Genomic DNA, 13,308 nt, shown 5'->3' on the forward strand with positions numbered 1-13,308 from the left:
ATTTTTTCTTTTCTCATCCCCGTGCCTGGCGGCCTTTGGCGTTCATACGCCAGTTACCGGCCTACCCTACAGGCCCACCTCGGCAAGCTGTTTGACCAGCTTTTTCTGCTCCCGGGTCAGTTTCTTCGGGATCTGCACCAGGATCCGGACATAAATGTCGCCCCGCCGGCCAATGGGTCCGGACGGCAACCCGTGACCCTTGATCCGCAGCCTGGACTCCTGCTGCACCCCGGCCGGGACCTTGACACTGAAGGTCTTGCCCTCCAGGGTGGTGATTTTGACCGTGGTACCGAGGCAGGCCTGGCTGAAGGGGATCTTGCGCTCGACGATCAGGTTGTCCCCGTCCCGGGCAAAATCCGGGTGGGGGGCTATATTTATTTTCAGGTACAGATCTCCGGGAGGACCGCCGGCAGAACCGGGCTGGCCCTTGCCGGTGAGCCGGAGCCTTTTGCCGCTCTCGATACCCTTGGGTATCTTGACCGAGACATTCTCGGTTGTGCCATTGTGGCGCAGCGAAATCGTCTTTTCTGCCCCGTGTAGCACATCCTCAAGCGAAATGGTCAACTCGTAGGTGATGTCAGCGCCCTTGACCGCCTGGGTCCGGCAACTCCCGCTCTGGCAGCCGCCACCCATGCCGCCCATGCCGGCGGCATGGCCGAAGATCGATTCAAAGGGATTACCCCCCTGGGAGGAGCGGAAACTCCCGCTGGTCCGAAACGAGCCCGCACTGAAACCGAACTGACGCAGGATGTCATTGATATCAAAACCCCGGAAAATGTCCTCCTGGGAATAGCGCTGATGAAACTCGGTGGAGCCGAAGGTGTCATACTGTTTGCGCTTCTCCGGATCGGAGAGCACCGCATAGGCCTCGTTGATTTCCTTGAACTTGGCCTCGGCCGTCTTGTCCCCCTTGTTGCGATCAGGGTGGTATTTGAGGGCCAGTTTACGGTAGGCTTTTTTGATCTCAACGGCTGAGGCGGTCTTTGAAACACCAAGAACCTCGTAATAATCCATGGACATTGTGTGGTATTTTTTCTAGGTACGAATTGACGTGCAGTAACCGTTTCTTCTCCGACAGATTCATTGCGCCTAAACTATAATACCGATTTACAGCTTGTCCATTTTGCGGACGCAAAAAAGGTGGAAAGGTCACCCCTTCCACCTTGTGTGGATACCCCCTGCGGCCGACCCGGCAATCATGCAGAGCCGGCCGCTGTCCGGTTCATACCAGCGGCGCTGTCTGGCCGGGCACCCCGTTAAAAGGGGACGTCGTCGCCAACCCCGGGAGGCGGCTCGTAGGAGGACTGTTCCTGGGTAAAGTTGCTTCCCCCGCCACCACCGTACTCTCCGCCGCCGCCACCGGAACGGGGCGAGAGAATCTTCATCTCCCGGGCCTCGATTTCCGTGGTATAGCGGGGATTGCCGTCCCGATCTTCCCATTTCCTGGTTCGGATGGAGCCCTCGATATAGACCCGGGTACCCTTGTTGAGGTATTCGCCGCAGATCTCTGCCAGCCGACGCCAGGCCACGATCCGATGCCACTCGGTGCGTTCTTCCTTGGAGCCATCCTGGTTGCGCCATGTCTCGGAGGTTGCCAGGTTGAAGTTGGCCACCGGCGTGCCGCTCTGGGTGTAGCGAATCTCGGGATCTGCTCCCAAATTACCTATTAATATTACCTTGTTAACCATTTTTCCGTCCTTACATTTACCGTGGGTGTAGTGGAAATTTTATCAGGCTGTATAATACCTGGCACCGGGGAAAAATCCAGTGCGATTTTTGTTCCCGCGTTTGTTTGTTACCCGGTGCTTGTCGAAAAATACCATATTATGGGCAGGCACTGCCTGAGAGTGTCCTGTCCAGCATGGCCGGCAGGCCACCCCGCTCTCCGGGGGTAAATCCCAGCACCTCCTGCCATACCCGGTCACTTTCCATGCAGAAATAGAGACAGGTCCGTGGATGGAGCCGTGGCAGGAGGGCGTCGGCAAGCACCTTGTACATCTCGAGCCGCTGGCTGATGAAATATCTGGCCTTGCCGTCCAGCCCGTCGACGAATTCCTCGTAAAAAAACCGCGACTGCGGGAAACGGGTAGCGGCGATACCTTTAAGCGGCGGCAGGTAGCGCAGGGCCCCCATGCTGATCCAGGCGATCCGTTCGGCCGGGACAGTGGCGAAGAGCCGGTCAATGGTCTCTCGGTATCCCTGCTCCCAGCCCTCGTGCCAGATGATAGGATCGAAATGGAAGGCCAGGTGGTAGCCCCATTCGGCGCAGGTGACTGCGGCCTGGAGGCGTTCATCGAGGCTGGCGGTCCGGATCTCCTCGCTGGCCATCACCGGCGGGCTGTTCAATGACCAGGCCACTACGGTCCGGCCGCGGTGGTCGAGACCCTGCAGGTTGTCGATAACCACGCTCTTGGTCTTGAGCTCCAGGACACAGTTTTCCTTTTTCCCGGCCCTTCTTGCCATGTACTCCACCAGGTGGCGGCTCAGCCCGGTCAGCCGGTCCAGGGCCAGGCTGTCGGTGAACTCGCCGGTGCCGATACGAAAAAACTCCCTGGGTCCGGCCCGGTCCAGGGCCTTATCGAGTTCCGCGAACATATCCTCGATATTGACAAACACCGAGAGCCATGGATTGTTGAGATAGGCCTGAAGGATGCAGTAGACGCAGTCCATGGGGCAGTTCATCCCCACACTGAGGACCTGGTACTCGCAGCACCGGTACTCCCTGGTCGCCGGACAGGGCTTGAAAAAAGTGCCCCGGTTACGGCAGAGCAAAAGATGGTGTTTGCCGCGGGTCAGGTTGTCAGGGTACCTCCCCGGCACCTCAGGCACCTGGCCTTCTTCGAGTACGGTTACCGGCAGCCTGCTGCGATCGATGATCTCGCGGGCATAGGGCAACTCGCAGCAGTCACGGTTCACGTAGAGATGGGTGACATAGGCGGCGGGATCGCCGTAGGACATAAAAAAACCTCTGTATATGCTTTATGCCTTTAATCTTTGTGATTACCACTGAAATTCAGCCACCGATGCCTGAAGGTGTCGGCCTCATCCGTTTCACGGGTGTCTGTGGCCTGGATGGCCACAGTCAAGCCCCCAGGGACGGGTTTATGGCGTCCCGTGAAACGGGTGAGGTCGACACCGGTTTCAATGCTGAAGATTAATGGTAATCAGATTACGTTTTCTAATGTTTCAGGCCTTTTCTCGGCGGAGCAGACAACCATGTCAGCAATTGTCTGCTTCGGTGAACCGGTCCGGGAGTTCGAGATAATACTGCCCTTCCCCGCTCCGGCCGTGCTTGAGGCAGCCACGGCCGTAAATGGTACATTTTCTGCGCAGTTCAGCCAGGGCCAGCCGGAACATCTCCCGGTCTTCAAGGCCGTTTTCAAGCAGCTTGACCAGCGAGCGGATACGGTACCGGTCCATGCCCTGGCGGTGGATGGCGGAGAGCTGGTCAGGTCGGCCGCCGTCCTTGATTGTCAGCGGTTCACCGACCAGCAGAAAGGGAACATGGACACTGGCCCGGAGCCAGAGATCATAATCCTCGCAGCAGACCATGTCTTCATCAAAAAGGCCGAACCGGTCAAAAAACTCCCGGCGTACCATGACGGTAGACATACCCACCACGCACATGGCCAGGCAGCGGGCAAAAATATATCCGTGGGGCGGGTCATGCTTCTTCTTCTGGTTCACCCGTTTACCCTGGCGAAACCATATTTCCCGGGTATGGGAAATCAGGTAGTCCGGCAAACGGTCCATGGCCCGGCGCTGCACCTCCAGCTTTTGCGGAACCCACTGGTCATCGGAATCGAGGAAGCAGAGCAGGTCCCCCCGGGCTTGGCGGATCCCCAGGTTCCTGGCCGCCGAGGCGCCCCGGTTTTCCTGGTACAGGTACCGCACCGGAAAGTCCGCTCCGGCCGCCACGGAGGCCACCACCTCGGCTGTGGCGTCGGTGGAGCCATCATCCACCACCAGAAGCTCATCCGGTGGCCGGGTCTGAGCCAGGACCGAGTCCAGGGCCTTCTTCAGCAGAACGGCCCGGTTGCAGGTGGGAATGATTACAGAAATCATGGTACTCCGGTCAACGGACGGGAATTTGTTATGGCACAGACCTTATGATCTCGGGTATACTGAACAGTTACGAGACAGAAAATCTTTTCTGGTCACGGGCCCTGATCCGAGCCAGCCACTCCTGCACACCCCACAGGTCAAAAACATACATGTACACAGACATCCTGATCAACGCAACACCCTATGAAAACCGCATTGCCCTGGTGGAGGCCGGTAACCTGCTGGAATTTCATCTTGAAAGGCCGGCGGAAAAGGGTCTGACCGGTAACATCTACAAGGGCCGGGTGGTCCGCGTCCTTCCCGGAATGCAGGCGGCTTTTGTCGATATCGGCCTGGAGCGCACCGGTTTTCTCTACGTGGACGATATTCACATCGCGGCGACCGATGATATCGAAAATCGCATGACCAACGGCGACCAGCCCTGCACCCAGTACACCCTGGACTCCCCTGAGCAGGACAGCCCTGGCCAGTCGACCGGTGCGCCGAGTATCGATGAACTGCTCAAGGAGGGCCAGGAAGTCCTGGTCCAGATTTCCAAAGAGCCCATTGGCACCAAGGGCGCCCGCCTGACCTGCCACATCACCCTGCCCTGCCGCAACCTAGTTTTCATGCCGCTCACCGACCATATCGGTATCTCCCGCAAAATAACCGACGAGGAGGTCCGCCAGCGGCTCAGGGAAACCATTGAAAAGCTGCGTCCACAGGGAACCGGGTTCATTGTCCGCACCGTGGCGGAAAACGTCAGCGACGAGGAGCTGGAGGCAGATATGGAGTTTCTGCTCGTGCTCTGGGACGAGATCAAGAGCGCGGCCGCCAAGGCTCCGGTCCCCAGCCTGGTCTACAAGGACCTGGACATGGTGCTCCGTTCGGTCCGCGACCTGTTCACCAAGGATATCAATGAACTGATCGTCGACTCCAGGCCGGTGTACGAACGGTTGCTCTCCTTTGTCCAGACATTTGCCCCGGAACTGCAAAGCAGGATCATCCACTATGACGGGGCCACGCCGCTGTTCGAGTCCTACGGTATCGAGGTGGACATCAACCGGGCCCTGGACAAGAAAGTCTGGCTCCGTTCAGGCGGCTACATCATCATCGAGACCACCGAGGCCCTGACCGTCATCGACGTCAATACCGGGCGCTACGTGGGCAAGAATGATCTGGCCGAGACAATATTCAAAACCAACATGGAGGCGGTCAAGGAAATCGCCTACCAGCTGCGGCTGCGCAATATCGGCGGGATCATCATCATCGATTTCATAGACATGGACAGCGAGCAGCACCGCGAGGAGCTGTTTACCGCCTTCCAGGAGGCCATGCGCAAGGACAAGAACCGGGTCAACATCCTCAGGCTGTCCGAGTTCGGCCTGGTCCAGATGACCCGCAAGCGCTCCTGCGAAAGTCTCTCCCAGCTCATGAGCGAGCCCTGTTTCTACTGCGGCGGCGACGGGATCATCAAGTCCAGGCGCTCCATCTGCTACGAGATCTTCCGCAAGATCTCCCGGGACGCAAAAAAAATCGGAGGCCGCAACGTGACCATCAAGGTCCACCCCCGGGTGGCCGACATGCTGCTGCGAGAGGAAAGCTCCAATATTGAACTGCTGGAGCAGGAGACAGGCAAGCGCTTCACCATCATCCCGGTCCGGGATATTCATATCAAGCGCTATGAGGTCATCTGGAAGGAATAGATTTCAATTAGTCCTGGCCACCGCCGCGCTGGCAGACATCCAACCACTATAAACAGATTTTATACCGGAAAGGCCGGTTTCAGACATGGCACGACATAACAGACTCAGAAAATCCAGAAGAAGTGGCGGCCTGGGCCGCAAAATCCTCTTTTTCCTCCTGATCATCCTGATCTGCGGGCTGGCGGTCGGCGGGCTGATCCTCTTTGAAAACGAGGAGCCCTCCATCGCTATCGACACCGACATCCAATACCTGGGCAGCAACGCCACCCTCCCCTGGCATGCCCGGGACGGGAAGAGCGGCATCTCCTCAATTGTCATTTCCATCGTCCAGGATGGCAAATCCGCCGTCCTCCTGGAGAAAAAGTTTTCGCGCCAGGCCTGGTTTTCCCAGGCCGGACCCGCCAGCGAGAGCGGTACCTTTTCCTTTGACGCCCGCAAGGCCGGAATCAAGGACGGCAAGGCGGAGCTGGTCCTCCAGGTCCGTGATTTCTCCCTGAACAAGACGTTTCAAGGCAACAGCGGCGAGCAGCGGCTGGAGGTGGTTGTCGATACCCGCGCTCCCAGGGTCACGGTGGCCCATGCCCAGCGCTACATCCGCCCGGGCGGTTCGGGAATCGTGGTCTACGACCTCTCGGAAGAAACCGTCCGTCACGGGGTTCTCATCGATGACAACTTCTTTCCAGGCTATCCTCTGCCCATCAGGGAAAACCGGTACATCGCCTACATCGCCCTGCCCTGGAACGCCGGACCGCCGCAAAAAACCGAGGTGATCGCCGAGGACAAGGCCGGGAACCGTGGCAAGGCGGTCTTTTCCATGATCTACAAGAAGGTCCGGGAAAAGAAAGACCGGATCAATGTCAGCGACGGTTTTCTCAAGCGTAAGATCCCCGAGTTCGAGGCCCATTACCCGGAGATGAGCGGTTCCGAGGTGGAAAAATATCTCTTTGCCAACAACGAAATCCGCCAGCGCAATGCCGAGGCCATCAGGGAGCTCTGCGCCAACCCTGTGCCCGAACAGCTGTGGAAAGACCGCTTCCTGCGCATGCCCGGGGCCGGCCGGGCCGGATTTGCCGACCAGCGGACCTATTATTACAAGAACAAAGCCATTGACCACCAGGTGCACCTGGGAATGGACATCGCCTCCACGGCCAGGGTGCCGATCAAGGCAGCCAATAACGGCAAAGTTATCTACACTGATTACCTGGGTATCTACGGCAACACGGTGATCATCGACCATGGCCAGGGGCTTTTCAGTCTCTACTCCCATTTAAGCCGCATCGACACCGAAACCGGGACATTGGTCAAGAAGGGCGATCTGATAGGTCATTCCGGGGCCACCGGCATGGCCGGTGGTGATCACCTCCATTTCTCCATGCTGATTCACGGCATCTTCGTCACCCCGGTGGAATGGTGGGATCAGCACTGGATCGATGTCAACATCAATGCCGTGCTCAGTGACAGTCAGCTCTAAATCCCTGCCACCCACTGTTGCCTCCGGGATGACAGCGAGCTCCTACCCCGGCCGCCTCGCCGTCATCCCGGAACTGTGACCCGGAGCCCATCTACCTGCCATGCCGCGCCTCCGCCTGCCGCTTCTGCTCTACAGCTACATCGCCACCGAACTTCTGGCGCCGTTTTTCGCCAGCGCGGCCATCCTCTACTGTGTCTTTTTCCTGGTCCGGCTCATGCCTATTCTGGAAGAGGTCCTGGCCCTGCGTATCGGCTTTGGCGACTTCGTCCGCCTCTTCACTTATCTTTCCCCGCATATGCTGCTCTATGTCCTGCCCATGGCCAGTATGACCGGGGTCATCATCGGCTTTACCAGGATGACCACCGAACGGGAGATCCTGGCCCTCAAGGCCTGCGGCGTCAGTATCTACCAGCTGGTCCTGCCCGTGGTCCTGGTGGCCGCGGCCATCACCGGGATAACCCTGCTCTTTTCCGTCCATCTGGTTCCGGCGGGCAAGGTGGCCATGCGCCAGCTCATGTTCCAGCTGGCCAGGGAAAAGATCGACCGGGGTATCGAGGCCGGCACCTTCACCGAAGCCCTGGGCAACCTGGTGATCTATGTCGACAGTGTGGACCGGGACAGACAGTGGCACGGGGTCTATGTCTCGGACATGCGGGGCCGGAAACAGCCCATGATCACCATGGCCAGGGGCGGACACATGGAGGCCGATGTGGAACGGATGCTGGTGACCGTGGTTCTGGAGGACGGAACCCTGCACCATGCGAGCGGTCCGGACAGCCAGGTTATCCGTTTTCAGCGCTACCTGCTGCAGATCCCGGTCGGGACTCCCGGCGGCTTCAAGAGTGTCAAGCAGGGCAAGGGTTCCATGACCACGGCAGAACTCAGAGACGCGTCAAAGCAGGCCGGTCCAGGGACCAGGCAGGGTATCCGCTACCTGGTAGAGCTGCATAAACGACTCACCCTGCCAGTAGGCTGCTTCATCCTCAGCCTGCTTGGTGTCCCCCTGGGACTGCAGGCTGTTCCCGGCAAGAGGGCCATCGGCATTCCTCTGGGGCTGGGTTTTTTTATCTTCTATTATATCCTGTTCACCACCGGCACCAACCTGGTGGAAAATCTTAAACTGCCCCTGATGGTCGGGATGTGGATGGCCAATGGTATCCTGGCCCTGACCACAATCTATCTTTTTTACCGGACCGAACAGGAAAAAAGCCTGGTGCCCGAACCGATGCAGGATCTGTTTTTCACCCTCTGCCGGCGATACCTGGACCCGGCCGGACGCGTGCTGGGCCAGCTGTTCGCCCGCCACATCCAGGGACGACGGCCTTCTCCCCAGGGGGGTGCGGCGCAGGAGATGTCGCTGCTCATCCATGCCGATCCCCACCGCCGCATCTTTCACCTGCCCCGCTGTGCCCTTTATCATGACCAGCGCTGTACCATCCATTTCAAGGATATCGAGGTTGCAAAAAAGGCCGGCTTTGTCCCCTGTCCCTTCTGCCGGAACCTGCTTGAAAACGAGCGGAAAAAATAAGAGACCCGCCTGCCGGGGGTGGGGGCGGAATCAGCTCCCCTTCTTCTCTTCCTTCCGGGCCTGGTCAATACCCTTCTGGAGCGCGGCCCGGTGCACATGGCCGGCATAATGGACGGGGCTCTTGCCACTTACAGGATCAAAACGGGACGGGTTGGCCACGCAGAGATACTGAATTTCCCGCGGCAGCAGACTCAAGGCCTCGTCGACCTCGACGCCGACCACTTGAGAGAGCACGTCCCAGGTGGCACCGCAGGGCGCCCCGCGCAGCACCTCCAGGCCAACAATGCGGTTTTCTTCCAGCTGAACCCGGTATTCGGGCAGCCCGAACTGCTCGCCATAGGGACCCAGATTTTGGTGGCGGCCAAGTCCGCAGCATGTGAACGGGGTCAGAGCCCCCTCGCTTTTGCGGCCCGAGGCAATGACCGGTATCCCCTTCCGGACGCAAAGCGAGACCAGATAATGGGATAGATCGGGATGGGTCAGGTAATCGAGCACCAGATCGGCGCTGAAATCATCCTCAATGTAGACCTCCGGTTCATCGATGAAATCAGGCAGCGCCTCGTCGATGCGGACAATCCGGCTGATCTCGATTCCCCGGCCAAAACGTCCTATGCCATCTATTTTTTCCCGCCCCGAACCATTCTGTTCAAAAACAACTATCTGCATACAAATTGCTCACCAGCCAAAAAAGATATATAGTTTGTACTAACACCCATGCAGGCTCCCACGGCCTGCACAACGAAACATGAAAGCTGTTGTCCCCCTGGAGGATGGGACGAGACTTTCATATAAACCAGCACGGCTGGACCAGGTAAGCGACCGAAGGGAGACTCCGGGTAAGCGACCGAAGGGAGACTCCGGATTTCGGCACTGCCCAGCCACAACAGATAGCGAAGACTTCGACCTATGAAAATCACTATGGAATTATCCAAACTTGTGGTGATTTTCGGATAATCCGTTGTACTCTATCCTCTGCAGCAGAGATTGTCGAACAGGGAATTTTTCCCCAGTCCAGACCCAGCCCTTGTCTGGCAACTGAGCACAGCCAGGAACACGCCATGAAACTTGCCACCGCTTCACAGATGCAGGCCCTGGACCGCCGGGCCATCGAAGAGTTCGGGATTCCGGGAATCGTCCTCATGGAAAACGCCGGCCGGGGAACCCTGGAGTTCATCTGCCATGAACTCGGGCCTGTGGCCGGCCGGACCGTGGTCCTCTTCATCGGTCCAGGCAACAACGGCGGCGACGCCCTGGTCATCGCCCGCCACGTCCATAACCGGGGCGGCCATCCCCTGCTCTTTTTCCTGGTCCACCCAGACAGCCTCCGCGGTGATGCCGGGATCAATGTCCGGATCGTCCAGGCGCTGGACCTGCCCAGTGAGGTGGTGGACGACGACACCGATCCAGCCCGGATGCGGGAGATCATCCTCCACCACCATGCCCGCAACCCGGTCCTTGTCATGATTGATGGACTGTTCGGCACCGGGCTGACCCGGGAGATACAGGGCCGCTTTGCCCGGGTCATAGAGCTGATAAACGACCTCTCCCGGCATGCGGGCTGGCCCGTGGCCGCGGTGGACATCCCTTCCGGTCTCCACGCCGACACCGGCCAGGTTCTGGGCACCGCGGTGCGGGCCGACCTGACCGCCACCTACGGCGTGGCCAAGCCGGCCCATTTTCTCAACGGGGCCGAGGCCGTGGGCCGCCTCCAGGTGATCGACATCACCATTCCGTCCCGGGTGGTGGCTGAAGCCGGACTCGAGGGCGAAACGGTGGGTCCGGAAATCGGCCGCCTGCTGCGGCCCCGGACACCGGCGACCCACAAGGGTACCTACGGTCACCTGCTCATCGTCGCCGGCTCCATCGGCAAGACCGGGGCGGCCATTCTCAGCGCTCTGGGCGGACTCCACTCCGGCACCGGTCTGGTCAGCCTGGCGGTGCCCCACGGACTGAACCCGATTTTCGAGACCGCCCTGCCCGAGGCCATGAGCATACCCCTGCCGGGCAGCGAAACAGTCCCCGGTTATGAGGACTACGACCTGATCCTGGAGGCTACCGGGGGCAAGAGCGCCCTGGTCATCGGCCCGGGCCTGGGTACCGATTCCCGGACCAGGGAACTTGTCCTCCACCTGTACCGGGACGTGACCCTGCCCATGGTACTCGATGCCGATGCCTTGAACATCCTCGCACTTGAGCCCCACCTCATCGACAACCCGCCGGCCCCACGGATCCTGACCCCCCATCCCGGCGAAATGGCGCGCCTGACCGGCCTCTCCACCGGCGCCATCCAGGCCGACCGGGTGGGGGCCGCGACCTTTTTTGCCGGACGGGCCGGCCAGAGCGAGATTATCACCGTGCTCAAGGGCGCCGGCACCATGATCGGTGATTCCCGGGGTTCCTGGGCCGTCAACACCAGCGGAAATCCCGGCATGGCCACCGGTGGCATGGGCGATGTGCTCGCCGGCCTTATCGGCGGTCTCCTGGCTCAGAAATACGCCCCCTGGGATGCGGCCCGCCTGGGGGTCTACCTCCACGGCCTTGCCGCCGACCTGCTGCAGGACCGCAAAAAGGTCGGCTTCACGGCCTCGGAGGTTGCGGCCATGCTGCCGGAAGCCATGACAGAACTCATGGCGCAAACCAGCCACTAACAGTACCGGATATTTTTCAGAAAAGACAACAACTACTGACAAGAGACCAACATGCTGCAGGCAAAAGACATCATGACCCGCGAGGTCATCACGGTAAACGAGGATCTCCCGGTAAAGGAACTTGCCAGGATCCTGTCGGAAAACAGGATCAGCGGCGCCCCGGTCCTGGACGAGCAGGGCAAGGTGGTCGGCGTGGTCACGGAAAGCGACCTCATCGATCAGAACAAGAAGGTCCATATCCCGACGGTGGTGGCCATCCTCGACAGCTTCATCTTCCTGGAGAGCCCGGAAAAGATGGAAAAGGATCTTCGCAAGATGGCCGGTACGCGAGTGGGTAATATCTTCACCCGGGAACTGATCGCCGTAACCCCGGACACCCCGCTGGATGAAATCGCCACCCTGATGTCGGAAAAAGGGGTGCATACCCTGCCGGTCATGGAGGGAGAAAACCTGGTAGGGGTCATCGGCAAATCCGACATTATCCGGTCCATCTACTCCTGAACCCGCCCAGGCTTGCCGACCGGGCCCGGAACCCTATCCACCGGTGGTGGGCAGCTCGGAGCGGTCTTCGGCGTAGAGCTCGAAGCGGTTTCGGCCCTTTTCCTTGGCCCGGTACATGGCGATATCGGCATGGCGAAGCATGGTTTCCGCGTCCTCACAGTCCAGGGGATAGATGGAGATACCGATACTGGCGCCGATGTAGCACACGTGCTTGCCCGCTTCGATGGGTTCGCTGAGCAGATCGATGGCCTTCTGGGCCACGTTCCTGGCCCCTTCCACCGAGTTGGAACTCTCGAGCAGGATGACGAACTCGTCCCCGCCAAGCCGGCAGACCGAGTCCGAGGAACGGAGCATGCTGGTCAGCCGGCGGGCCACCTCCTTGAGGACCAGGTCCCCCACCGCATGGCCGTAGGTATCGTTCACCGGCTTGAACCGGTCCAGGTCGATGAACAGCAGGCAGAGCATGCGGCCGTACCGCTTGGCCAGGGAAATGGCCTGGGGCAGCCGCCGGTGGAAATAGTTGCGGTTGCGCAGACTGGTTAGGGAGTCGTGATTGGCCATGTAGCGGATGATCTCGGCAGCGGCGTGGCGTTCTGTGATATCCTGAAAGACGATGACCCCACCCTTGATCCGGCCGTCCCGAAGTATCGGCGTCGCCCGGTAGTCGGCCAGGAAGCTGCTGCCGTCGTGGCGGACCATGCGGATCTCGTCGTGATGGATGGACGCGGGCTGAAAATTTCCCGGGACCAGAAAGGGGCAGGCATTGACATTGAAGTCGTCGGTGCCCGGCATGGAAAGCTTGAAGATGGTATCGCATCGCCGGCCGATGACCTCGTCGCGCTCGTACCCGAGCATGGTCAGGGCGGCCGGATTGATGAAACTGATGCGCCGATCCTCATCGACCCCGCATATGCCGTTGGCCGCCGCGTCCAGGATCATCTCGTAATTGCGGGAAAGCTGTTCCAGCTCATGGCGGGCCAGGCTGGCCCCGAGGATGTAGCGGATCCGGTTCTTCAGGACCGACCACTGGATGGGCTTGCGGATATAGTCCACGGCCCCGGCCTTGAAGGATCGATCGACGCTCTCTTCGTCCTCCAGGGCGGTCACCATCAAGACCGGCGGCGGATTTTCCAGGGAGGCCCGGATGTTCTCGCAGATGGTATAGCCGTCGTAGTCGGGCATGGCTATGTCCAGGATAATCAGATCAAAGGTGGCCGCGGAAGCCATGTCCATGGCCTCCCTGCCGTTAGCCGCTCCCTGGACCTCATACCCCTCGCCTTCCAGAAACTGGATCAGCAGCATCCGGATGACTTCGTCATCGTCGGCGACCAGAATACGGGGAATGCCACCTGAAAACAGAGCTGCTGTCACGGTCTTCTCCTCCCTGTAAGAGCAAGAGCCCTTCTACCT

11 protein-coding genes are annotated in these 13,308 nt (G+C 59.5%); 5 read left to right on the forward strand and 6 right to left on the reverse strand.

Annotated features, from left to right (window positions below):
* Nucleotides 1–66: 66 nt before the first annotated feature.
* From GF1_RS07360 to GF1_RS07375, 4 genes are all read right to left on the reverse strand, one after another.
* Nucleotides 67–1,014 carry a DnaJ C-terminal domain-containing protein gene (locus GF1_RS07360; protein ID WP_267928980.1) on the reverse strand — a complete coding sequence of 316 codons (948 nt, stop codon included), beginning with the start codon at nt 1,012–1,014 and terminating at the stop codon, nt 67–69.
* Nucleotides 1,015–1,256: 242 nt separating this feature from the next.
* Nucleotides 1,257–1,688 (reverse strand): single-stranded DNA-binding protein, encoded by a 432-nt coding sequence (locus GF1_RS07365; RefSeq protein WP_267928982.1) that lies wholly within the window; start codon nt 1,686–1,688, stop codon nt 1,257–1,259.
* Between the two features lie 136 nt (nt 1,689–1,824).
* The gene (locus tag GF1_RS07370; protein WP_267928983.1) at nt 1,825–2,958 is read right to left on the reverse strand and encodes an SPL family radical SAM protein; all 1,134 of its coding nucleotides are present in this window, start codon (nt 2,956–2,958) and stop codon (nt 1,825–1,827) included.
* A gap of 261 nt (nt 2,959–3,219) precedes the next feature.
* Nucleotides 3,220–4,065, reverse strand: a complete 846-nt coding sequence (locus tag GF1_RS07375; RefSeq protein ID WP_267928984.1) for a glycosyltransferase family 2 protein — start codon at nt 4,063–4,065, stop codon at nt 3,220–3,222.
* 149 nt (nt 4,066–4,214) lie between these two features.
* Between GF1_RS07375 and GF1_RS07380 the strand changes: the two genes are divergently transcribed.
* From GF1_RS07380 to lptF, 3 genes are all read left to right on the forward strand, one after another.
* Nucleotides 4,215–5,750: an Rne/Rng family ribonuclease gene (locus GF1_RS07380; RefSeq protein ID WP_267928985.1), complete on the forward strand. Its 1,536-nt coding sequence runs from the start codon at nt 4,215–4,217 to the stop codon at nt 5,748–5,750.
* An 85-nt stretch (nt 5,751–5,835) separates the two neighbouring features.
* Nucleotides 5,836–7,221: a M23 family metallopeptidase gene (locus GF1_RS07385; protein WP_267928986.1), complete on the forward strand. Its 1,386-nt coding sequence runs from the start codon at nt 5,836–5,838 to the stop codon at nt 7,219–7,221.
* Between the two features lie 100 nt (nt 7,222–7,321).
* Entirely contained in the window at nt 7,322–8,749 is a 1,428-nt protein-coding gene (gene lptF, locus GF1_RS07390; RefSeq protein ID WP_267928987.1) for an LPS export ABC transporter permease LptF, read from the forward strand.
* A gap of 30 nt (nt 8,750–8,779) precedes the next feature.
* Here the strand turns inward: lptF and dfsP are convergent, their stop codons facing one another.
* Nucleotides 8,780–9,415 (reverse strand): DUF166 family (seleno)protein DfsP, encoded by a 636-nt coding sequence (gene dfsP / locus GF1_RS07395; RefSeq protein ID WP_267928988.1) that lies wholly within the window; start codon nt 9,413–9,415, stop codon nt 8,780–8,782.
* A gap of 392 nt (nt 9,416–9,807) precedes the next feature.
* Here dfsP and GF1_RS07400 point away from each other — a divergent pair, with 392 nt between their 5' ends.
* A complete protein-coding gene (locus GF1_RS07400) occupies nt 9,808–11,397 on the forward strand; it encodes an NAD(P)H-hydrate dehydratase (RefSeq protein ID WP_267928989.1) in 1,590 nt (529 codons plus the stop codon).
* A 51-nt stretch (nt 11,398–11,448) separates the two neighbouring features.
* Nucleotides 11,449–11,898, forward strand: a complete 450-nt coding sequence (locus GF1_RS07405) for a CBS domain-containing protein (protein ID WP_267928990.1) — start codon at nt 11,449–11,451, stop codon at nt 11,896–11,898.
* Between the two features lie 33 nt (nt 11,899–11,931).
* Here the strand turns inward: GF1_RS07405 and GF1_RS07410 are convergent, their stop codons facing one another.
* Nucleotides 11,932–13,269: a two-component system response regulator gene (locus tag GF1_RS07410; protein ID WP_267928991.1), complete on the reverse strand. Its 1,338-nt coding sequence runs from the start codon at nt 13,267–13,269 to the stop codon at nt 11,932–11,934.
* Nucleotides 13,270–13,308 lie beyond the last annotated feature (39 nt).

The organism is Desulfolithobacter dissulfuricans (genome assembly GCF_025998535.1).
Classification (GTDB): domain Bacteria; phylum Desulfobacterota; class Desulfobulbia; order Desulfobulbales; family Desulfobulbaceae; genus Desulfolithobacter; species Desulfolithobacter dissulfuricans.

What these genes read in the sequence shown, in the direction of transcription:
- GF1_RS07360 (WP_267928980.1), bottom strand. Translation starts at nt 1,014, where the DNA reads ATGGATTATTACGAGGTTCTTGGTGTTTCAAAGACCGCCTCAGCCGTT.
- GF1_RS07380 (WP_267928985.1), top strand. Translation starts at nt 4,215, where the DNA reads ATGTACACAGACATCCTGATCAACGCAACACCCTATGAAAACCGCATT.
- GF1_RS07365 (WP_267928982.1), bottom strand. Translation starts at nt 1,688, where the DNA reads ATGGTTAACAAGGTAATATTAATAGGTAATTTGGGAGCAGATCCCGAG.
- GF1_RS07375 (WP_267928984.1), bottom strand. Translation starts at nt 4,065, where the DNA reads ATGATTTCTGTAATCATTCCCACCTGCAACCGGGCCGTTCTGCTGAAG.
- GF1_RS07370 (WP_267928983.1), bottom strand. Translation starts at nt 2,958, where the DNA reads ATGTCCTACGGCGATCCCGCCGCCTATGTCACCCATCTCTACGTGAAC.
- lptF (WP_267928987.1), top strand. Translation starts at nt 7,322, where the DNA reads ATGCCGCGCCTCCGCCTGCCGCTTCTGCTCTACAGCTACATCGCCACC.
- GF1_RS07400 (WP_267928989.1), top strand. Translation starts at nt 9,808, where the DNA reads ATGAAACTTGCCACCGCTTCACAGATGCAGGCCCTGGACCGCCGGGCC.
- GF1_RS07385 (WP_267928986.1), top strand. Translation starts at nt 5,836, where the DNA reads ATGGCACGACATAACAGACTCAGAAAATCCAGAAGAAGTGGCGGCCTG.
- dfsP (WP_267928988.1), bottom strand. Translation starts at nt 9,415, where the DNA reads ATGCAGATAGTTGTTTTTGAACAGAATGGTTCGGGGCGGGAAAAAATA.
- GF1_RS07405 (WP_267928990.1), top strand. Translation starts at nt 11,449, where the DNA reads ATGCTGCAGGCAAAAGACATCATGACCCGCGAGGTCATCACGGTAAAC.